General features: G+C 40.4%; 14 protein-coding genes. 7 read left to right on the top strand and 7 right to left on the bottom strand.

The genetic code is table 11. The annotated features are described in order from the left end of the window. A partial coding sequence (locus ACFSKV_RS03485; RefSeq protein WP_380800412.1) for an integrase core domain-containing protein occupies positions 1 to 308 on the top strand: 308 nt, incomplete at its 5' end. Positions 309 to 615: 307 nt separating this feature from the next. On the opposite strand, the gene tamL is transcribed toward ACFSKV_RS03485, so the two are convergent. Continuing rightward, complete coding sequence (tamL, locus tag ACFSKV_RS03480) at positions 616 to 2,907, bottom strand: translocation and assembly module lipoprotein TamL (protein ID WP_380800410.1); 2,292 nt, start codon at positions 2,905 to 2,907, stop codon at positions 616 to 618. Beyond that, entirely contained in the window at positions 2,907 to 7,952 is a 5,046-nt protein-coding gene (locus ACFSKV_RS03475) for a translocation/assembly module TamB domain-containing protein (RefSeq protein ID WP_380800408.1), read from the bottom strand. Before ACFSKV_RS03475 ends, tamL begins: the two co-directional genes overlap by 1 nt. A 201-nt stretch (positions 7,953 to 8,153) precedes the next feature. On the opposite strand from ACFSKV_RS03475, the gene ACFSKV_RS03470 reads away from it, so the two are divergent. The 5 genes from ACFSKV_RS03470 to ACFSKV_RS03450 all read left to right on the top strand — a co-directional run bounded on the left by ACFSKV_RS03470 (position 8,154) and on the right by ACFSKV_RS03450 (position 12,561). Next, positions 8,154 to 8,399 carry a hypothetical protein gene (locus ACFSKV_RS03470; RefSeq protein WP_380800407.1) on the top strand — a complete coding sequence of 82 codons (246 nt, stop codon included), beginning with the start codon at positions 8,154 to 8,156 and terminating at the stop codon, positions 8,397 to 8,399. Positions 8,400 to 8,576: 177 nt separating this feature from the next. Next, positions 8,577 to 9,026 (top strand): GNAT family N-acetyltransferase, encoded by a 450-nt coding sequence (locus ACFSKV_RS03465; protein ID WP_380800405.1) that lies wholly within the window; start codon positions 8,577 to 8,579, stop codon positions 9,024 to 9,026. A 927-nt stretch (positions 9,027 to 9,953) separates the two neighbouring features. Beyond that, entirely contained in the window at positions 9,954 to 10,427 is a 474-nt protein-coding gene (locus ACFSKV_RS03460; RefSeq protein WP_380800403.1) for a hypothetical protein, read from the top strand. Then, entirely contained in the window at positions 10,424 to 11,842 is a 1,419-nt protein-coding gene (locus ACFSKV_RS03455) for a CCA tRNA nucleotidyltransferase (protein ID WP_380800401.1), read from the top strand. The genes ACFSKV_RS03460 and ACFSKV_RS03455 overlap by 4 nt, the downstream gene beginning before the upstream one ends. 8 nt (positions 11,843 to 11,850) lie before the next feature. After that, positions 11,851 to 12,561: a tetratricopeptide repeat protein gene (locus ACFSKV_RS03450; protein WP_380800400.1), complete on the top strand. Its 711-nt coding sequence runs from the start codon at positions 11,851 to 11,853 to the stop codon at positions 12,559 to 12,561. An 819-nt stretch (positions 12,562 to 13,380) separates the two neighbouring features. Here ACFSKV_RS03450 and ACFSKV_RS03445 read toward each other — a convergent pair. The 5 genes from ACFSKV_RS03445 to ACFSKV_RS03425 form a co-directional block, all read right to left on the bottom strand. Beyond that, on the bottom strand, positions 13,381 to 13,641 hold the full coding sequence (locus ACFSKV_RS03445) for a hypothetical protein (protein ID WP_380800399.1): 261 nt from the start codon (positions 13,639 to 13,641) through the stop codon (positions 13,381 to 13,383). A gap of 885 nt (positions 13,642 to 14,526) precedes the next feature. Next, a complete protein-coding gene (locus ACFSKV_RS03440) occupies positions 14,527 to 15,249 on the bottom strand; it encodes an aspartate/glutamate racemase family protein (RefSeq protein ID WP_380800397.1) in 723 nt (240 codons plus the stop codon). Between the two features lie 147 nt (positions 15,250 to 15,396). Further along, positions 15,397 to 17,850 (bottom strand): GumC family protein, encoded by a 2,454-nt coding sequence (locus tag ACFSKV_RS03435; protein ID WP_380800396.1) that lies wholly within the window; start codon positions 17,848 to 17,850, stop codon positions 15,397 to 15,399. Then, on the bottom strand, positions 17,847 to 18,659 hold the full coding sequence (locus ACFSKV_RS03430) for a polysaccharide biosynthesis/export family protein (RefSeq protein WP_380800395.1): 813 nt from the start codon (positions 18,657 to 18,659) through the stop codon (positions 17,847 to 17,849). The genes ACFSKV_RS03435 and ACFSKV_RS03430 overlap by 4 nt, the downstream gene beginning before the upstream one ends. A gap of 1,650 nt (positions 18,660 to 20,309) precedes the next feature. Further along, positions 20,310 to 21,278, bottom strand: a complete 969-nt coding sequence (locus ACFSKV_RS03425; RefSeq protein ID WP_380800394.1) for a polysaccharide deacetylase family protein — start codon at positions 21,276 to 21,278, stop codon at positions 20,310 to 20,312. Between ACFSKV_RS03425 and ACFSKV_RS03420 the strand changes: the two genes are divergently transcribed. Then, the gene (locus ACFSKV_RS03420) at positions 21,259 to 21,567 is read left to right on the top strand and encodes a hypothetical protein (RefSeq protein WP_380800393.1); all 309 of its coding nucleotides are present in this window, start codon (positions 21,259 to 21,261) and stop codon (positions 21,565 to 21,567) included. The genes ACFSKV_RS03425 and ACFSKV_RS03420 overlap by 20 nt on opposite strands. The last annotated feature ends 613 nt before the right edge of the window (positions 21,568 to 22,180 follow it).

Genomic DNA, 22,180 nt, shown 5'->3' with positions numbered 1-22,180 from the left:
TATACACTGAATTACTGGAAAAGGAAGGGATAAAGTCCAGTATGGGAGAAGCGGGAAATTGCTATGATAATGCAATGGCAGAGCGGGTCAACGGGATTCTAAAAATTGAATATAAACTTGGGGACATGTTTAAGAATCTCAAAGAGGCGTTTGCAGCAGTAAGGCATGGAGTATGGGCCTACAATGAAAAGAGGCCACATTGTTCATTAAATATGAAGAAGCCTATTGAAATACATGAGAGTGTATCAGTGTTTTCATCTCTCAAACGCAAAAGTAGCCCAAGACAGAAACCTGTCAAGGCTAAATAAACGTCGCTTCGCTCCGGCCTTGCCAGGTCTCCTTACTTGGGCTATAGGGCATTTAAGAGGATTGAAAACAAAAGAAAAAACAAAGAAAAAAGTGTCAAGTAAATTCAGGACGTGACACAGGATTTCGGAATTTGTTCGAACTTTGGAAATCGGTCCCTTTATCTTGGTACTTGGTACATGGTACATTTGGATTTTGGAGCTTATACTTTTGTGTTTTGGAGCTTGGAACTTGGACATTTGTAATTTGTAATTGGTCATTGGTAATTGGTCATTGGTCATTGGTAATTGGTCATTGGTAATTGGTCATTCAAAAAGGATATCCTATCGCAAAATTCAACACCATATTCTCCCTTCTCCAGTCCCTACTGCCGAGTTGAAAAGAATCCAGCCACCTTTGATCCTCAGGCAACCATGGCTTTCGGATAGGAATGGCCAGATCAAAACGCAGGACGAAAAGCTGTATATCAATCCGCATACCATAGCCAACCCCAACACCCAATTCCTTAAACCATTGATCGGTAAATTTTCCCCCTGGCAAAGCCTCATTGTCATTGTATAGCCAAACGTTACCGGCATCCGCAAAAACCGCCCCCTTCAGGTATTTATTGAATGGGAACCTCAATTCCATATTTCCTTCTAACCGTATATCACCTGCCTGATCAAAAAAACCACTCGTATTCACATCCTCGGGAATAAAAGTTCCCGGACCCAAAGCCCTAATCCTAAATGCCCTTACACTACTGGGACCACCTGAAAAATATTGCTTTACATAAGGAAGTGAAAGTGACTTTCCCAAAGGAATACCCGCGCCTGCAAAGATCCGGCTGACCAAATTGGTTTCTCTGGTAATCCTCCAATAATACCTAAAATCCACATCCATTCTCATATATTGGGCATATTCCAATCCGAAAACCTGATCCGGATTATCGGTATCTAACAACTCATTGAACAACCTCAGACTGTTACCGGCGAAATCAAGAGTTGTCCCAAAAAATATGGGGTGTTTTCTTTCTGCATCCACCAGTTGGTTGTAATTAAAGGTATAATTCATCCCAAAAATAAATTGCTGCTCAAAACTCCTCCTGAGGAAAGGGTTCTGGTCCAGGATCTCCTCAAACTCAGGGGTTGTTTCCCTCAAATCGAAAATACTGTGACTAATAGGATTGAATTCATGATAAACATGTCGGTTTACCTGCCAGAAATAACCAAAAGTTGTGTTATAGGAATTGATTTTGTAAAGATCTGAGCGATATTGGTACTCATAACCTATGCTTATCCTTGTTTTAGGAATGGCATATTGAAACCTGTTCATGACAGGAACCGGAAAGATTACCCGGGGAAATGTTACCCCTGCCTGAGCGCCAAGTTCAATAGATGTCAACCTTTCCCGATCACCTTGGGCTATCTGCGTTTCATAACCTACTTTGGTAGAAAGGGAAAACATTTCCCCTCCATGAAAAATATTGAGGTTCCGATATGTAAGTATCAAAGCAGGGCCTACAAAACTGTTGGACTTGGTCACTGCCTGGATTTCTGCCCTTATTGACCTTTTATTCAATGGGGATAAGAGAATATTGGCATTCAAAGGTAAAGTGCCATCTTCATTTTTCAGGGAATCCGACTCATCGAAAGTAATATTGACATACCTGAAATTGCCTATAGCTGAAAGCCTGTTGGCAGTCAACCGGGATTTTTGGGGATCAAATTTATCCCCTTCCTTAAACAATACATAAGGAACCAATAAATCCGGTTTAAAAACCACCCCTTCCTGTATCACATCTACCCCTTTCACCCTGACCGTATCTGCATTAAGCATTTCAGAATTCAGGACATAATTTGGAAATACCGTAATCTCATTGATGGAGTAAGGATAAATAGCTTTCTCAGGAACATCACTTTTCAGACGTAGGTATAAATCAAACCTACGGTCTTCATATTGATTGGTGTCCGCTTCAAAAATCAACAGATCAGCTCCGAAATTGTAATAACCCTTGTCCTTTAAAACCCTTTCAATCCTGCTCCTTTCATTTTTTAAAATATCCAGGTCTAATCGCTCTCCTTTTACCAATAAGGTTTTATCCATGTTGGATTTTATTTCCTGCAAAATTCCAAGTGAATCCCCCAACACCTCAAACTTTGCCAAACGATAGGCTTCCCCAAAATTCAAGCTATAGTTTAGACTGGTGAATTTCTTTTTATCAACTCTTTCCAGATCTGCAATTCCGTAAAAATACCCCTTGTTTTCCAAACGGTTAAGCAAAATAGAAATGGACCTTTCTGGATTGACCTGACTGAAATATACCGGTTCTTCCCCAAACTGGTTCTTTAAAAATCTGTTGATAAACCCGGGCTTTTCTTTGCTCCCTTTGTAATGTGACCAAAGCCTGAATCTGGATCCCAGAAATTTACGGTTTGGATCCGGTTTAATTAATGCCTCCAATTCACTTTGTAACCCCTTTAGCTCTTTTTTAGGTAAATCAACATTCAGTTTCAATTCAGCACCGGTATACAAGCTTTCATCTTCAGGAATAAACCTTTTCACACTGCAGGAACCCAGCAGAATCATCAAAATCAAACCTATGGAAATCAGATTACGCATTAGTCTAACTTTTCAATTTCATCCTCCAGTTTGGCTTCATCTTGCTCTTTGGGCAATACATCACAATCCTGCTTTTCATTTTTTCCTTTTTTCTTTTTTTCTTTTGATTTTTCTTCCTCAGCCCTTTTTAAAAGCTCCACAAATGAGTTGAACTCTTTGTTAAAAATGAAAGAAATACCCGTGATGATCAATTGACCATCAATGACTGATTCAAACTGGTTTTTACGGAAAGTTGTCACCCTCCATCTCCCCCTCTCGTCCAATAAATATTCCAGACTTACATCCCCAAAAACAGTATTTCCCTGCTGTGCCTGCTGACTGCCTCCATCCACATCAACTTGTCCTCCCACAGAAATAATCAATCTGTCATCCATTAATTTCTGTTTGGCAGCAACATTAAGTTGGGTCCTGTCCTCTGCAGATCCTGTCTGGTAATCTGTATAGGTATCCAGATCAAAATCAAGGGAAAAACCAGTTTCCCCAAATATCCTATCTGAAAAGGTATTGAGCTGACTGGAGAGAATCTGGTTAGCACTGGATTTGGCGAGGTTAACAGAACCACCGGATGAACCGTCATTTCCCATCATAGGAAAAAACTGATTGAGAACCAAAAGGGAAAAAACCTGTTTGTTCAACTCATCATCTCGTTGGTTTACCTGTTGGATCATCGAATAGACATTCCCCTCAAAGGATCCCCTGCTTTCCTCAGGCATGTCCAATTCGAATGAAATCTCAGGCTGAAGCAGTTCTCCATTGATTTTCAGATAGACCATAAATGGCAAAATCTGTCTAAACTGACTTCTGGTATCTGTGGTGGTACCACTGAGTTGGGCCTGCATCAGTTCTGCTGGGGAAGTCCTGACATTATAAATGGTCGTTATATTAAGATTGGCATCCAATACATCCCCGGTCCAGAGAATGGTACTGCCTTCGGCAAATAAAAACCTCCTATTGACCAGACCAAACAAATTCAGTTCATAGTGACCACTCCGGACCTCATACCTCCCTGATAGAGTTATATCGCCGTTAGGGTCCATGGTTAAGTTGAGATCTGCCTGACCTTGGGCCCTGAGATTGTCATTTGTCCTTTCATCTACAATAAAATTGATCACGGTTTGAGGATCAACCTGAAGGTTGGCGGTAATATCATATCCCTTTACTCCCTTGGCTACAATTTCTGAGTCCCTCTGATATAAAATATCATAAGGATCTTCATGATTGACAAATAATACAATGCCGGTTCTTTCCATGTAGTTCAGCTGATCTTCAGGTAAAATCAAGGTCAAATCTGTTCCTCGGTTTACTTTTACCCTGGCATCGATGACCGGAAGTTCGAAGTTTCCTTGAATCCTAAGATCCAGATCTACCAATGCTTTACCAAAAAACAAATCATTATCGGCCCTGGTGGAATTCAACAGTTGGAAATTTTCAGCAAATAATTTCAGGTCAAATCCTATATCGGCAAAATCTTCCGTGATGACTTTTCCATTAATGGTAAATACCTGTCCGCTTTCATCTACGATAGAGAAATCATTAAAACTTAATCCGGAATTATTGATTTTGATTGTCTCATTGGGGAAATTAAGAACATTGCCCAATTGTGACAGCTTAAAAGAAGCCTCCGAAAAATTCAATTCACCTTGATATTGAGGGGATTGAACAGTGCCGGTCACGTCAATTGATCCTGAAATGATCCCTTTTGCTTCTTTTATTTCCCCTTCTGCTAGCATTTCGAGCAATTCGACTTTCAGCGCATGAAGGTCTAACTTCAAATCCAGATTAGAATTCATTGAATCAATATGGATTTTTCCTGCCAAATCCAATTCGGAAATACCTTCTTTCAGTGAAAGTAAAAATTCATAATCCCTCAAAGATGTGGCATCGGCTTTTAAGTCCAAATTTCCCAGAGGTATATCAATTAATTCAATTTCCTCAATGGACAGGTCTGCAATTATCCCTATTGCTTCAAAGGGGTTCACTACTACCAACTCCCCATTGGCATTCCCGGTAAATAAAGGATCATAAGGATTCAGGAAACCCAATAAGGTATTGAGCTCAAAATTGCTCATAATGGCCCCAATATGCTCCTCATTGATTTTTTCAAGGGAATTTGTAAAATTGATAGTCTGTCCATTTTTACTAAACATAAAATCCTTAAATCCCAAATAGCCAGGCCAATAGGTGAGCAAATTATCCGAAGGCACCTTCCAGGATTCCCTGTTGAAAATGAGCCCCTCGGATTGCACATGGTAATAAATGGTGTCCGATGAAAAATTGATTTGGTTAAAAACATCTATGATCACCCCTTCATCGTCCAATGATAGGAATTCAAATTCAAGGCTTTTTTCTTTAAAATCAGCCCGTAAATGCGTCTCGGGCATTTCTATTGGCCCGGATTTGAGCTTTTTAAAAGCAGTTTCAGACCACATAGAATTGGCATCCCCATGAATTTCCACAAAAAAAGAATCCAACAGAGCTCCATTATATTGGATCTTCTTGAGATCTAATTTTGTAGCAAAATTCTTTTCCCCTGAATCATAATCAAATTCAAAATATAAGGTATCCATCTCCTCCATACCTTCTACTAATAATTTATCAATAAAAGGTGTTGGATGAAACCACAAATTCGACTTGGCCTGAAAATCAAAATTTTCTATGAGGCCGGATTCCCCCGTATAGATCTCTTCCAGATAATTTTTCAAAGAATTGGTCAATTTTCCTAGAGATGTATTTGCTTTGAAAGATCCGGTCAAAAAATCAGAGTTTATGTCCAGGTTTGTCTGCGTATCTGCAATCAGCGCATTGACAATAAAATCTCCAATAGGGTAAGTCTTTTTTTCATGGAATAAATAACTATCCAGAATACTCAATTTTGCTGTCAGGCTATCCAAGGATCCTCCTAATGACCCATTGATATTTATTTTTCCGGAAATATCCTTTTGAGTCAAACCCATGTCCAAGGATTGTATCTTATCTATGGCAAGATTAAAGGACATGCCCGGATTAAGACTGTCGAGACTGGCCCCAGCTTCCAACAAAAAATCAAGATATTCTTGAGCGAATTCCATTTTCAGTTCTGCCATGGTATCCTTGGCTGTCAATTGGAGTTCCAATGCGGATAAATCATTCTCATTCCAGGTCAATTCCTCAAAATCAAAACTGATCATCCCCTCCAAATCATAAAGTCCTGTACCATGCCCTGATATTTGGCTTACAAAAGTCAAAGGTGCTAATTCCGGTATTTTTAAAATCTTACCCAAATCCAGTTTTTCAAGGGAAATTGCACTTTCCAACCTATATATATCATTTGAATCAAGATTCCCATTAAAGAAAATGTCCCCATCAGAGGTGGAAATGGACAGATTGGCAAATGCATCCCGAATCCCTCCTTTTGTAGTTAATAGGAGGCATAAATCCTCAGGAAGGTCATAATCAATATCCCCTATAAAAGGCTTCACTACATGGGATTTGGTTTGCAGTTCAATATTTAAAATATCATAACCTAAAGCCTCCAGATCCATAAAATTGTTTAACACTGCAGATGAAACGGTAATTGAGGAATTATCTCCATAAGTCAGTAAAAATTCAGGAATCTGAAGTTGGTTAATATCTCCCCTCACCTTACCCATTGCTGAAATTCCATTGGCCACCAATTGCTGAAAATATTTGTCTTCTGACAGCTCAGGAACGAAAAACAGTGCCTCTTTGGCATCAGTTTTCAAGCCTTTCAGGTTCAAATCAACAAACGTTTTTCCGGGATTTCTAATAAAATTGTCCAAGTCTGAAAAAACCAGACCCAAATCAAAAGACAATTCCGAACTTCCGGTAACTGCTCTTAAATCTTTGATTTTTAAAGACTTTTCATTTAAAACCAACTGGCTTTTGAATTCTTCCAAAATTAGGCCACTCCCCTCTTTGAAAGCCAGTCTATCAATTTCAAACCCTGATTTTTTCTCCTTCAAAAAAATACTGTGGGCGGAAAAGTTAAAATTATCCAAAAAGATGGCCTCCGGATTAAATTGCCCTTTTCGGATCTTCCCATCGGATTGGGTGAAGGCAATTTTGGTATTTTCAAAGTCTACATTCCCCACCTCTATCCACCAATCCGGCAATGAAAAACTCACTTCCTCCTTTCCTTTCTCTGAATCCTTTTTCTTCTCAGCCAAAGCTTCACTGTCCGGATCCCTTAATTCCAAAGAAAAATCTCCCTCCCTTAGTTCAAGATTTTTTAACAGGATTTTTTGATCTTCCAGATTTCCCTCAGGCAATGAAAGGGAGAGGTTTTCCCATTGGGCGCTGGCATGGAGACCATCAGGTACAGAGCTGTATTGCCAATCCCCTCGGTCCAATTGCAGCCTGTCTAAAACCACAAGTGGCAAAGGTATGTCGGAGGGTTCCTTCTCTTCCTTTGATTCAAAAGGTTTATATTGAAAGTAGTCGATTTTGGAATCTGATATAAATAGCTGCTCAATATCAAAATTCATTTTGTTCAAATCCAAAAGCTCAACCTGAATTTGGATTTGATCCCAAATGGCATGGGCATCTATCCCCAAAACCTGATCTTCGTATGTAAGATCAAAACCCTTTAAATCCACCGGACCGATTTCAATAGTTGGAAATGGACTCAGCTCTTTGGCTACCACCTCCTCCTTTGGTGGATCAGAAACAAAAGTCGACAATATAAAATCAAAATTGAATTCCTGCTTCAGGCTGTCCCTGCGGACCGAAGCTTTCACCCCCTCCCATTCCAGTTTGGAAACCGAAATAGTTCCCTCTTGCAGCAGACTTTTCAACCCTATCCCAGTTTCGAGCTTTTGTGAATAAATCAAGGTGTCCTGATTTAAGTCTTCTACATAGAGTCCTTCCAGGTAAAGGTCTCCCTGAAAAGTGATAAAAAGGCGTTCGATCCTAATTTCCGTACCCGTTTTTTTGGAGAGAAAAGACACCGCCTTCTGTACAATGATGTCCTGACCCCATGGACTTCTGATAAAAAAAAGCAATCCGACCACCAAGAGCAATAAAGTTGCTATGGCAATGCCTACCACCTTGAAAAATGTTTTGACAATTTTTTTGATAACCCAGAACTTAATTTAGTAGTCTAAATTCAAATATACATTATATACCGATTCAATGCCTCTTATGTTGATGATTGCTTATTTTAAGTTAAAATCAATCCAGTGTTATCTTATGATTAACAATTAATTACACACTGAAATTAAATTGCCCAGTTCTATATATTTGGTGGTATGAGTTATTTTACCATTGAAATATTCTTTAGCATATTGGTGTTATTGACATCCTACTTTTTGACCTCATTGGCCCTTTTTCATGGTTATATTCCAGGCGGAATAGAACGGATCAAAGAAAAAAACGGAAAAATACGGGACATCATTCATTTCTGGCGGATTTTTGTAGCCTGTTTCCTGATAGCATCCCTTTTTTCAGGGCTGATGTTTTATGTATTTGTTTTTCCAACTTACCGTTTAACCTAAATCCACCTTCATCCTTTATCCTTCCACCTTCATACTTCTGACTTAATCCTTCCGCCTTAAATCAGGCCTTTTAAATCAGAAAAATTTCAAACTTTTTCAGTCATATTTTCGAGAAATGGAAATTTTTCCTCATTTTCCCTTCTGAATAAACTTTTGGACAACCCAAGCTTAAAAAACATGAAATACCTGATCAGACCTTGTGAAGAAAAAGATTTGCCGGTTTTAGTGGAATTATGTGCAGCCCATGCAGCCTATGAGAAATCAGAATATTCTCCCGAAGGAAAATTGGAGGGATTAAAAGAAGCCATTTTCGGAACCCCCAAGAGGTTGAATGTATGGATTGTGGAAATCGATGGAAAGGCAGAAGGCTTTACTTCATTTACTTTTGATTTTTCTACCTGGGAGGCCGCGCCATTTCTGTATATGGATTGCCTTTACCTCAATGAAAACTGCAGGAGCGCAGGTATTGGGGCAGAAATTATGAAAAGAATCCGTAAAGTGGCCAAAGAAAACAAGTGTATCAATATACAATGGCAAACTCCGGAGTTCAATGCCCGTGCTATCAAATTCTATGTTGGATTGGGAAGTACCGGAAAACAAAAAATGCGGTTTTTCCTAAAACCATAGTCCGGTAGTGCGGTTTTCTTCCTTGTAGTACGGTTTTCTTCCTTGTAGTGCGGTTTTCCAAACCGCACAATGTCATCCCGCTTCTCCAGAAGCAGGATCATATCTACCTCAATAAAAAACTCCAATCCATAATAAACTTTTGTTTCCTTTTGTGAACTATTGTGGTTCGAACTCTTTGTGGTCGCCGCACCAGTTACCAGTTATCCTGCTTCTCCAGAAGCAGGATCATATCTACCTCAATAAAAAACTCCAATCCATAATAAACTTTTGTTCCCTTTTGTGAACTCTTGTGGTTCGAATTCTTTGTGGTCCCAACACCAGTTATCCCGCTTCTCCAGAAGCAAGATCATATCTACCTCAATAAAAAACTCCAATCCATAATAAACTTTTGTTCCCTTTTGTGAACTCTTGTGGTTCGAAATCTTTGCGGTCAGTTTTCCCGCTTCTCCAGAAGCAGGATCATATCTACCTCTATAAAAATATCCAATCCATAAAAAACTTTTGTTCCCTTTTGTGGACTGTTGTGGTTCGAAAAATCTTCATTAATGAATACCTTCATATCTGCATAAGCAAAAAATCCATTCTATAAAAAACTTTTGTTTCCTTTTGTGGACTGTTGTGGTTCGAATTCTTTGTGGTCGCCGCACAATGTCATCCCGCTTCTCCAGAAGCAGGATCATATCTGCATAAGCTAAAAATCCAATCCAAAATAAACTTTTGTTCCCTTTTGTGAACTCTTGTGGTTCGAAAAATCTTCATTAATGAATACCTTTATAGTTTAAAAAATTGGAGCTTTTTCATTTCTCTATGGATTTTGGAGTTTGAAATTTTGGTTTTGAATTTTGATTTTTTGTAATTGAATTATTGGAAATTCAAATTTGCCTTTCCCCTCTCGATAATCTGCCGTATTTTTGCAAAAAAAGAAAAGTGGAAGCAAAAGAGATAGCCAATAAAATCAAGGAAAAAGGAAGGGTTCGTATCAAAGAAGGCAACGGTACTGTCCTTGAATTGATTGACATCAATCACTGGAATCCTGAAACGGATGATTATGAAGGAATTTTTCTGTTTCATGATCTCTTTCAGATTCGAACAGTCGCGGAACAATTCTCAGAAGTTTCTCTCGATATCGTTGAATTTGCCACCAAACCCACCATTTACCATACCCCAGCCAACCGGATCCTAAAACAGGGCCCCATTGAGCATGGCTGTGTCCGTTTTTCCCTGATCAGAAAAGATTTCTGGAACAAAATCTTATTTGCACATTCCCGCCCTCTGATACTGCAATACAGCAAAATACAGGAATTTGATTTTGAAACGGCTGAATTTTTCCCTTTGTTGAGCGCCGGAACCAAGGAATTGTATCTGGGTTCCGAAGGGGATGTCAAAATCCTAAAAGCATGAATTTCAAAGAACAATTAGAACAAGTTGATATTTTCAGAAGAGTTGGTCGGATTGCAGATCAAATGGGTCTTGAAACTTACGTTGTGGGAGGTTATGTACGTGATCTAATACTTAAAAGACCCTGTAAGGATATTGATTTCGTCTGTGTTGGGTCTGGTATTGTATTGGCCGAAAAAGTAGCTGATAGTTTTGTCGAACATGTACCTCTCTCTATCTTTAAAAATTTCGGCACTGCCAATATCAGACTGGATGACTGGGAGGTGGAATTTGTGGGTGCCAGGAGGGAGTCCTATCGTCATGACTCTAGAAAACCCATTGTAGAAGACGGCACCCTTCAGGAAGACCAGGAAAGAAGGGATTTCACCATAAATGCCATGGCCATTTCTGTCAATGCACATAATTTCGGTGAACTCATTGACCCTTTTGACGGGATGGGAGACATCAAACGAAAAATTATCAAAACCCCCACCGATCCCATCATAACTTTCTCAGACGATCCCCTGCGGATGATGCGCGCCGTTCGCTTTGCCGCGCAGTTGAAATTTGACATTGAACCAGACACCTTTTTGGCCATTGTTCATGATGCGCATAGACTTCAGATCGTTTCCTCAGAAAGGATCGTTGATGAATTGAATAAAATCATCATGACCCCCAAACCCTCTTATGGGTTTAAGTTGCTCTTTGTAAGCAAACTGTTGCAGCAGTTTTTCCCGGAAATGGTAGAATTACAGGGTGTAGATTCTGTCGGTGATAAATCCCATAAGGACAATTTCTACCACACCCTTCAGGTATTGGACAATATCTCAGCAGTAACGGATAACCTTTGGTTAAGGTGGGCTGCCATCATGCATGATATTGCCAAACCGGCTACCAAAAGATTTCATCCCAAAGCTGGATGGACTTTTCATGGCCATGAGGATAAAGGGGCAAGGATGACTCCGGGTATCTTCCGGAGACTCAAACTACCCATGGATGAAAGGATGAAGTATGTTCAAAAATTGGTCAGATTACACCTAAGACCCATTGCCTTGGTGTCCGACAAAGTCACCGACTCTGCGGTACGACGCTTACTTTTTGATGCGGGGGATGATGTGGATGACCTGATGACCCTTTGCCGGGCAGATATCACTTCCAAAAACAACAACAAAGTCCAACGCTTCCTGGCCAATTTTGACAAGGTGGAACAAAAAATAATCGAAGTCGAGGAAAAAGACCAGGTCAGAAACTTTCAACCCCCTGTTTCCGGAGAGGAAATCATGGAAATTTTCGACTTAAAACCCTCAAGAACGGTGGGAGATTTGAAAGAAGAAATCAAAGAAGCTATTTTGGAAGGACAAATTCAGAACAATAAAGCTGAAGCTTTGAACTTATTGTATAAATTAGCGGCCCAAAAAGGATTAAAAAAGAAAACATAAACAATTATATGAATAAGATTACATTACTATTGGGCATCATGCTTTGCATGGCCACTTTGGCTGAGGCACAGGATCAACCAGCTGCACAGGATGCAGAATCCCTCAGAAAAAGGAATGAGGCCGATCAAAGGGTTTACCAAATGGCCATGCGTTACAATGACCTTCCGGTGGCCCGGATGAAGCTGTTTGAATTGATGGAAAGAAATCCTACAAATACACGTTACCCTGAATTATTGGCTAACTTGTATTTTGAGGCTGGGCAATTCACTTCAGCTGCAGTCTCTGCTTTGGACCTATTGGAAAGAAATGACCAAAGTATTACGGGATTGGAAATTGCTGCCTATTCACTTGAACAATTGGGTGCATTGGACAGGGCTTTACCTAATTTTGAAAGACATTACCTCTTGACGGGTAACCTTTTTTCCTTGTACAAAACGGGCTACATGCAGTATTCCATGAACCGTCAGGAAGAAGCTTTGAACTCTGTCAATATGCTGATCAAAAACCCAAAAGCATCAGAAGAGAAAATAGGTTTCCCAACGGTTAATAATGAGACGCAGGAAGTCAGCCTGAAAGCAGCTGCATTGAACCTTAAAGGAATGATTTACATGTACCAGAAAAATAAACCTGAAGCGATTGAGGCCATACAGCAGGCTTTGGAAATAGATCCTAATTTTGAATTGGCCAAAGACAATTTGAAGGAAGCGCAGAAGATGTAATTGTAATGCGACTTTCTTAAGTAATATGATTTTCCAAAGTAATGCGATTTTCTAAATCGCATATCCTCTTAGACAACATAAAAAAACATCCTATGGCTCTATTCCATAGGATGTTTTTGTTTATATCCCCCACTCTTAATTCATTACTTTTCATTCTACATTCCTATGGTTCTTTCCGAAATTAGCCTTCCGAAATCCGAAATTTTTCACTCCTCACTCTTCATCCTTCATTCCATATCGCCGGCGATTCCATCAATTCTCCGATCTCAATTTCAGCACAGGCCTGCCTGACTGGTAAAGGCAGGCTCTGGGAATGGGCCGGACATAATCAACCACGGGTTTCAGTAAACCTCACCCGTGCTATTATATCTTTCGTCCCGATGGGACTTTGATGTTCACATTCCTTTTAAACCTACCGGAGACCCAGCGCAAGCTGCTTAGTGCTCTTTCTACCTCCAAAACTGGAAAAAACGATAAATTGAACAAACCGACTTCCCCCCCAAAAATCTTTAATTTCTTTGAGGCCTTGGTGCGCTTAGTGGTAAAAAAATCCTTTTTTCCAACAGAAACGGTCACATAAACTCACTAAGCTCCATCCTTTTTACTTTTACCTTTTGCCTTGGCTCTTACTCCTATTCAGTCTCCTGACTGCTTCCTAAAAAATTCACATTACTTATCGCCGTCGATCCCATCCATTCCCCGATTCCATTTAAAGCGCCGGCTTAGGGGCTGAGGCTTAGCCACTGTCCCCGGGGCTAATACCCCGGGTTATGATATCTATCGCCCCTACAGGGCTGTTTCAATCATTTTTCCTATAATCTAAACTGGAAAGAAAAAGTCAAATTTCCAGGTCTCTGACCATGACATCCCAACAACCACAAACTCTTCACTCTCCGTGATTTCACTGTGAAACTCTGCGTAATTAAAAAATCCTCCTCCTACAGAACCGAACTCCTCAAACCTTCGAGACTCCAACCACGACAACCTACCTTCGGCAGGCAAGCTTGGCAACCATGACAACCTCGAAAAACTCTTCATTCCTAATTCTTCATTCTCCATCCTTACCGCCGGCGATTCCATCAATTCTCCGATCTCAATTTCAGCACAGGCCTGCCTGACTGGTAAAGGCAGGCTCTGGGAATGGGCCGGACATAATCAACCACGGGTTTCGGTAAACCTCACCCAGGGCTGCCGATAGGCAGGCCCTACAGGCCTGATCCATTCAATTTCCAATTTCAAAACGCGGATTGTTTAAGTTTCATGATCCTCAACTCCGTTCAAGTTTGGTGCTTATAAATTATTTTCCTTAAGCTAATGGCCTGAAAGGCCAATATAACCAAACGATGGGTACTGCCCATCGTATTTACCATGTCCATCCCGCTAGGACTTCCCGGGGCTGAAAGCCACTGATAATTCAAAAATGAATCATTAATCCATGGCATTCTGTCCAATATGCGTAATCCCTGCCCGTCCGATCAGGCGGGTGCCTCCCATTTTCATCCAATCTAACACTTTGTTCTAACACTGAGGATCTTCGTGTCAATCCGAAAGCTTCGCGCCTAATCCCTTTTCCCATTCCATTCGAGTTCACATAAACATTAAAGCCTCTCAAATCCGATCCATCCAGGATTTAATAAATTAGTGGAATTAGTGGTTCAAAAATTCTTATTCTATAATCTGACCAGTCTCCCAAACTTACTAAAGCTCCCGCTTTCCCGAAATCCCACTTTTGCCTTTTTACTTTTGCCTTGGCTCTTAAGGTCATTCTTAATGCCCCCCTTAATACCTCAACTCCTAAATGGTTTTAAGCTACCCTACAACCTGGCCCCTCGCTATCCCGATCCCTCGGGACCACTGGACAAATTTTTAACGCTCGGTCCTGAAATCCGCCATCCGAAATCCCACTTTTGCCTTTTTACTTTTGCCTTGGCTCATAAGGTCATTCTTAATGAACCCCTTAATACCTCAACTACTTAATGGTTCAAAACCTCCGAAATTCCCAGTTCCTAACCCAAAAATAAAATCCACCGCCATCTGTGCATGCAATTGAGTAGTGGAAATCAAAGGAAATGGACTCTCTTCCTGCTGGATTAAAAGCGGTAATTCGGTACATCCCATAATCATACCCTCTGCTCCTTTTTGAGCCAGAAGCCGCATCTGCTCCAAATAAAAAGTTTTTGCTTCTTCTGTGAATTTACCTAATGTCAATTCTTTGGACACAAAAAAATGGGATAGGTCAATATATTGATGATCAGGAATTAAAGTACTGATACCGAAATGTTTTTGGAGGTAGGAAGGAATAAAGGAACCCATCATGGTTGGTTTGTTGCCCAATAGGCCCAGTGTCTTCAACCCGAGTTCCTGAGCCTTTCTGCCGATGGCCTCTGCGATATGTAAAATGGGAATTCCTATCCTGGGCTGTACATAATCATAGACCATATGGGGTGTATTTGCACAGATAAGAATTCCCTCAGCTCCGGCATTTTCCAGTTTCTGAGAGGTTTCTAAATAAGTTTTGTTGATTTTTTCCTTATCCTGCTCCCGCATCAACTGTATATTCTGGCTGTAGATCAACAAAGGAGGATTTTGATCATGCCCGATCCTTTCTCCTGCCAGTTCATTGATCAGTCTGTAATATTCTATAGTGGAATGCCAAGAGGTCCCACCTATTAATCCCAGTAGTTTCATGGCATCAATTTATTAGTTGAAATCCAGGCAAAAAGTGATAAAAGGTACAAAACAGAACCGATCCCAAAAAACCACAAAGCTCCAACCACGACAACCCGACAACAATGACAACTTTTTCCCTTCATCCTTCATTCTTAATTCATCACTCTACACCCTAAACCTATTCAACAACCTATCCAACCATGGTGTAGAAGGTTTTTTGTCATCCACTTCGTAATAATTACCTGTGTATTTGTTCTTTCTCAGATAGGAATAATTATACCCATACCCATAATTATAACCTCCAAAATCATAAATATTACCCCCTGCCTTCATGCCATTGAATACCGCATAGACATTCCCGATCTGATCATTGGCATACAGGTCATTGATCATCAACAGGTATTTTTTATGGGTATAATTCTGTCTCACTATATAAAGGTTAACATCTGAGAAACGCAACAAATCCATCGTTTCTGAAACCAAACCCACCGGCGGTGTATCCATGATGATTACCTCAAATTCTGATTCCAGATAATGGATAAACTCTGCCATCCTGTCCTTTAACAACAATTCGGCAGGATTTGGAGGGATAGGTCCTGAAGGAACCAGGTACAGATTTTCATACTTGGTTTCTATGACAATATCTTCTTTCTCTGCCTTATTGACCAAATAAGAAGAAAGTCCAACTTTTGACTCCACACCGACATAATCCCCGATCTTTGGTTTTCTAAGGTCCATACCGATCAAACAGGTTTTCTTCCCGCTCAAAGCCATCGCCGCAGCAAGGTTAAGGCTCACAAAGGTCTTTCCTTCGCCTGAAACTGAGGAAGTGACCAGGATCTTCTTGCATTGCTTATCACTGGCTATATAAAACAAAGCAGACCTTAGGGACCGGAAGGATTCCGCCACCATACTTTTGGGATGCTCAGCCACCAACATATTGGTATCTTTGGTACTTAGGCCAATGGTCCCCAACAAAGGTATTCGGATAGCGCTTTTCAACTGGATCTGATCCATAATCTTGTTGTTGAAATAGTGATATCCCAGCAAAAACAATAACGGAATAAAAAATCCCAAACCAACCGCCATACCGTAGTTCTGTGGCTTTTTGGGAAATACCAGATCCCCTCTCCTTGCAAAGTCCAATATGGAATTATCCGACACATTGGAAGCCTTCGCAATACGTGCTTCAGCCCTCTTTTCCAGCAAATAATTGTATAAATTTTCCCTCAATCGGTATTGCCTGAAGATATGGGTATAATTGGACTCTGTTTGGGGCAGTTGTGCGAATTTATCATCCAGCACATCCTGCTTCTTCAATGCCTCCTCCCTCCTTCTTTCGGTATTGATGACCAGATTATCAATATTTTCAAATATATTTTCCCTCAACTTGGCAATCTGCTCATCCAGTTCCCTTACTTTCGGATGGTTTTCATTGACCAGTACCAACACCTTTCTTCTTTCCAGAGACAGCTCCACCAAATTCCCGATCATGGTATTTAAAAAATTATCATTCAAACCCACTATGGATGGTGCCATTATTTCACTATAATCCTTGCTTCTTTCCGCCAGATAAGCCTGAAGTGACTTGTAATAACTCAGTTGGAAATCAATTTCCTGTACTAAATTCCCCATACTCTGCATATTGCCCAAAACCCCTCCAAATTCTGAATTCACATCTAGCAACTTATTGTCTACCTTAAACCTCAGCAATTGGTTCTCCACTGCCTTCAAAGAATCTTCCAAAACCTGCATCTGTTCATCCAGGAAAGTCAGGGTCTTTTCATTGATCCTGTTTTTTTCCTTGAGCTCATAATCCAGATAGGATTCCATGATCGCATTGATATAATCCCTTCCTTTTTCAACCACTTGGGTAACCGTGGAGATCTGCAATACTGTACCATAACTGTTTACCGGTCTTACCGTAATTGACCTGGAATACTTATCAATAACATCTGCTGGATGATGGATAATGAAAAAAAGCTCGTCACCCGGACGCATAAATTTCTCCTTATGGATTGTAAACTTTGACCTATCCGTCTGAATTACTTCCCCAAAACGGTAGGTTTTATTCAATAGCTGTTCATCAAAAGGCCCTGAAGCTTTGGCGGAAAGAAAATCAAAAAATCCCCTCTCTTCATTGGTCAGGGTAAATTCTTCTTCAGATAAAACGGTGAAGTTGATGACACTGGAACCCATCTGATTGAAACTCCAATCCACCTCCACTTTGATGGGCGATTTGTCATAAAGTTCCACTTCCTTAATGTTGGTGGAAGCAAAATAACTCACATCAAAATGCAGTTTTTTCAAAGCCTCTTCTGCCAGGTTTTTAGAGGTTAACAATAGGATGTCATTTTCCAGATTATTACTTCCTGAAAAAATATTGGACCTATCCAAAATTCTGACCTCTGGCGTATTCATCTGTTTGATCAGGATACTACCCCTGAGTTCATATTCTTCCACAGAATAGCGGTGAAATAAAAATACGATCACCAAGGCTATAAAAATGCAGATGGCATACAAAGGCCAATACCTGGAGTATTTTACCAGATAGTATTTGATGTCAATAGGTTTGACATCGTCCTCAAATTTCGAAATATCAATCTTCCCGTCAATCATAAATTACCAGTCACCAGGGCAAACAACAACAATAACGATGTGGTTACGGAAATTATCAAACCCAAGGAGGCAGAAAAGTTTTCCGCGTTTCCGAACTGTCGGATTTTCATGGGTTCCAGATACAAAATATCATTATTTTGGATAAAATAATAAGGAGAGGCTAATAAAGCCCGGTCATTCAAATTGATCTGATGGATTTTAGAACCCCCATCATATTGTCTGATCAAAAATAACTTGTTCTTTTTGGCCAGAATATTCGATTCCCCTGCCATTGAGATGGCATCAAAGATAGTTGCCCTATGCTTTAAGATAGTTTTAGTCCCTGAACTACTGAATTCACCAAGTGCCGTAAAACGGATACCTCCTATCCTCAGGCGCACATAAACCTCATCTTTAAAATATTCATTGATAGCCTCCTGAACTTTTAATTTTGCCTGTTCTTCATTGAGACCTCCAATTTTTATTTTTCCCAACCTAGGAAGATCCACGTTACCTTCACTATCTAATGCATATCCTGTCAAAAAGAACATATCACCGGCTCCCATCATACCAGCACCTCCCATTCTCATATTTCTGGATCCCTGGAATTCAAAGGCTTTGGTAAGTTCCTCATTTGCTGAGGCAAAATCAATGTCCACCACATCGAAAGGCTGAAGGATATAATTCTTCTCATATTCAGCAAAAGGTATAAATTCATCTAGGCCAATGGGCTCGTTTTCAGGAAGGTTCTGCAGGTATGTAATCCGTTTGTTGCTGATACAGGACACCCCAAAAAGTAATACAAAAGAAAAAAGAATCAATCTACTCATAGAAGCATAAAGGCTTATTGCAAGGTCAAATATAATTAAATTATGGAATTATCCATGGCCAATTTCAACTGTGCAAGGGCCTTGGTTTTTTAAGTGTCATAGATTGTAAATTATTTGGATTTCATGGTTCTGTGTTTGGATTTGGTGAAAAAAATATTTTTAAAAATAAAGATGGGTCAAGTTTTCAGGCCTTTCCGGAAAAGTCGGGCCTGGACTATGGCAGAAAGACTTCAAGCCAAAAGGCCAGAAAGGCCGACATAATCTAACGATGGGTAAAGCCCATCGTAAGGAAAATCAAGCCATATCCATCTTCCTGGGGCTGAAGGCCACAGATAATTTGTAAATAATCTGATTGAACTGGTTCAAGACTCATGACTTGGAACGGATTGGTTCAATACTGCTTTAGTCGCAAACAGGCCTGCCTGCTGACTTACAAATTCACATTTCTTTTCGCCGGCGATTCCTCTCATTCTTCGATTCCACTTTCAGCGCCGGTCCTGGGGTCGGGCCCGCACATTTGACCCAGGGTTACAGTCGTTCCTCCCTCACCCTGGGCTATAGATAGACCACCCCTCTGGGGCTGGTTCGTTCAATTTCCAAATAACTATTCATAAAATGTAATAGTGAAATTTCCAGGTTTCAAACCATGACAACCCGACAACAATGACAACTTTCCACTCTCCATTCACATTGAAGGCTGTTTCGTATCATTTCAAAACATGGACTACAACTGAGGATTTTCGTGTTAATCCGAAAGCTTCGCGCCTAATCCCTTTTCTCAAGTTCATTTGAATTCACATAAACATTTAGATCCACTCAGCAGCCAAAAAAAAGATATCAAATTTGTGTAATTGGCGTAATTCGTGGTCTTTTTTATCCCCGTCTGCGGAAGGCAGACGCTACAGGGCTGGTTCCGTGCAGGTTTCCATCTATTTTAATATACAGAACCGGTCTCCCAAACTTTCAAAGCTCCCCATTCCGAAATCCGAAATTCAAACATCCAAATTTCATATCTCCGGAGATCACGTATATGCTCCGATGATATTTATTGCTCCGCCTCTGGATACGGGCTGGGCTCTATCAACCCGGGGTTAAAAAACCCCGGGCTATTATATCGGTCGCCCTTTCAGGGCTTTTTCATTCAATTTCACACCTGGTCTACAACTTGGGATTAGTGTTAATCCGAAAGCTTCGCGCCTAATCCCTTTTCCCATTCCCCATCAAATTCACAAAAGCGCATTTAGATCCGCTCAGCAGCCCAAAAAAGGATTCAAAAATTAGTGTAATTAGTGTAATTAGTGTAATTAGTGGTTTAAGAAAATCCTTTTCTCCTACAGAACTGTTCCCACCAATTCACAAAGCGCAACAGCGCAAGCTGCTTTGTGTTCTTGCTGGTTCTGAAACTGGAAAAAACGCCAAATTTGAACCAAACAACTTTTCCCCTAAAATTATTAATTTCTTTGAGGCCTTGGTGCGCTTCGTGGTAAAAAAATCCTAATTCACTATAGAAACGATCCCTCCAACATTCTAAAGCTCCCACTTTTTACTTTTGCCTTTTGCCTTGGCTCTTAATTCCTTCCCTAAAGAACTGAACTCACATATTTACCAAAGCTCACCCATTCTTCATTTTTAATTCTCCATTCTACATTTCTAATTCTTCATTCTCAATTCTTCATTCAACATTCCACCCATCCCCCTCGATACCATCCCATAATCACCTTCCAATTTCCTGAAATGCTGTAAAACTCCCTCAAGACATTGAAGGTTTTCCTCCGGGAAATGCCCGAAATTATGAGGATGCCACCATAAATGGTACAATTCGCCTAAGCGGGCCGCTCTTTCCATTTCCTCCTTTATCCTGTTGATCCGCTTTTGGTTAAAAAGGGAAGTTTTCCTATAGGGCCGTAATAAGCGGGAAGCAGGTAAGGGTAACAGGTCCCCGTTCTGTTTTTCCGGCAAAGTATAGGAAGTTTTTTCTCCCAGGGAAATTAGGGTATCTCCTGTACGAAAAAGCCGTTTGATCAAGTTTTCTCTATGGGTATCCTTCCAATACCAGTCCTTTGGGTTGGTCCTGGCTGTTCTGAAACCTTCCTCCCTGGCTATCTGAAGGGAATGCCGATCAACCTGATTGCGGGGAAAAACAAGGGAATCCAGAGAAATACTGAATTTTTCTTTCGCAATTTTCTGGGCTGCCTTCAAATCGGCACGAAACTGTTCGTCGCTCTGCCCCGGTTCACAAGTGTAATAATGTGCAAAAGTATGGCTACCTATCTCCTGATAGGGACAATCAATAACCAATTTCACCAGATCAGGAGCAAATAAGGCATCACCTGCAATCCTGTCCTGATTGGTAAACCAATGGTAGGCGGAATACTTTAAGTTTTCGTATGATGGCTGTATTTCCGGATTATATTGCCTCCATTCCTCCTCATTCTCAGCCATCAGGCTGCCTACTGTTGCCCAGGTAGCATGTATATGATGCCGATCAAAGAGATCCAACATTTTGGGAATGGCATATCTCGCTCCCCGGTAATAGTCCAAAGCACCGGATAATGGGATTTTATCAAAACGCCCCCAATGAAGCTCAAAATCAAGCGATATGATCAAAAAAGAAGTCACAAAAAAGGTACTATTTGATGTAAAGGTAAATGTATGGTATAAATTGAGAGTTTTACAATGGAAATCCTACAATTTGATGAAAATAATTGGAGAAAAATTTTCACCACTAAGCATGACACATCATGGGCTGGATTCAGCCGTGACTGGTTCAAGCCTGCCTGACTGGCAAAGGCAGGCTCTGGATATGGGCTGGCATCATCAACCAGGGGTTGAAACTCCGGGCTGTCACATGTTGCCCTTTCATGGCTGTTTCATTCAATTTCACACCTGGTCTACAGCTTGGGATTAGTGTTAATCCGAAAGCTTCGCGCCTAATCCCTTTTCTCACATTTGAATTCACATAAACATTTAGATCCACTCAGCAGCCAAAAAAAAGATATCAAATTTGTGTAATTGGCGTAATTCGTGGTCTTTTTTATCCCTGTCTGCAGCAGGCAGGCGTGTAATTTGTGGTTTAACAAAATCCTTTTCTCCAACAGAACCGATCCCTCAAATTCACAAAGCGAAACAGCGCAAGCTGCTTTGTGTTCTTGACACCTCTTAAACTGGGAAAAAACGTCTAAATTGAAAAAGCCAAATTTCCCACAAAATCTTTAATTTCTTTGAGGTCTTGGTGCGCTTTGTGGTAAAAAAATCCTCATTCACTATAGAAACGATCCCTCCAACATTCTAAAGCTCCCACTTTTTACTTTTGCCTTTTGCCTTGGCTCTTAATTCCTTCCCTAAAGAACTGATCTCACATACTTACCAAAGCTCACCCATTCTTAATTCATCATTTAATGCCGTTTAGTTAGCGGTTAATTGACTGAATTTCACTATATTAGAGATATAAAATAAGGCTTCCGAAAGCAGGGAGTGCAGGAAGCCTTAAAACTTTAATTGTAAATGAATTCAAGTTAAAA

This window comes from Shivajiella indica (assembly GCF_042683085.1).
In the GTDB taxonomy this organism is placed as follows: Bacteria; Bacteroidota; Bacteroidia; order Cytophagales; family Cyclobacteriaceae; genus Shivajiella; species Shivajiella indica.
The sequence above is the reverse complement of the archived record's forward strand: the minus strand, read 5'-3'. Positions and strand labels throughout refer to the sequence as shown.

Excerpts from the sequence above, each read along its gene's own strand:
- tamL (WP_380800410.1), bottom strand. The coding sequence starts at position 2,907 with ATGCGTAATCTGATTTCCATAGGTTTGATTTTGATGATTCTGCTGGGT.
- ACFSKV_RS03470 (WP_380800407.1), top strand. The coding sequence starts at position 8,154 with ATGAGTTATTTTACCATTGAAATATTCTTTAGCATATTGGTGTTATTG.
- ACFSKV_RS03465 (WP_380800405.1), top strand. The coding sequence starts at position 8,577 with ATGAAATACCTGATCAGACCTTGTGAAGAAAAAGATTTGCCGGTTTTA.
- ACFSKV_RS03455 (WP_380800401.1), top strand. The coding sequence starts at position 10,424 with ATGAATTTCAAAGAACAATTAGAACAAGTTGATATTTTCAGAAGAGTT.
- ACFSKV_RS03450 (WP_380800400.1), top strand. The coding sequence starts at position 11,851 with ATGAATAAGATTACATTACTATTGGGCATCATGCTTTGCATGGCCACT.
- ACFSKV_RS03445 (WP_380800399.1), bottom strand. The coding sequence starts at position 13,641 with ATGGAATCGCCGGCGGTAAGGATGGAGAATGAAGAATTAGGAATGAAG.
- ACFSKV_RS03440 (WP_380800397.1), bottom strand. The coding sequence starts at position 15,249 with ATGAAACTACTGGGATTAATAGGTGGGACCTCTTGGCATTCCACTATA.
- ACFSKV_RS03435 (WP_380800396.1), bottom strand. The coding sequence starts at position 17,850 with ATGATTGACGGGAAGATTGATATTTCGAAATTTGAGGACGATGTCAAA.
- ACFSKV_RS03430 (WP_380800395.1), bottom strand. The coding sequence starts at position 18,659 with ATGAGTAGATTGATTCTTTTTTCTTTTGTATTACTTTTTGGGGTGTCC.
- ACFSKV_RS03420 (WP_380800393.1), top strand. The coding sequence starts at position 21,259 with ATGATCAAAAAAGAAGTCACAAAAAAGGTACTATTTGATGTAAAGGTA.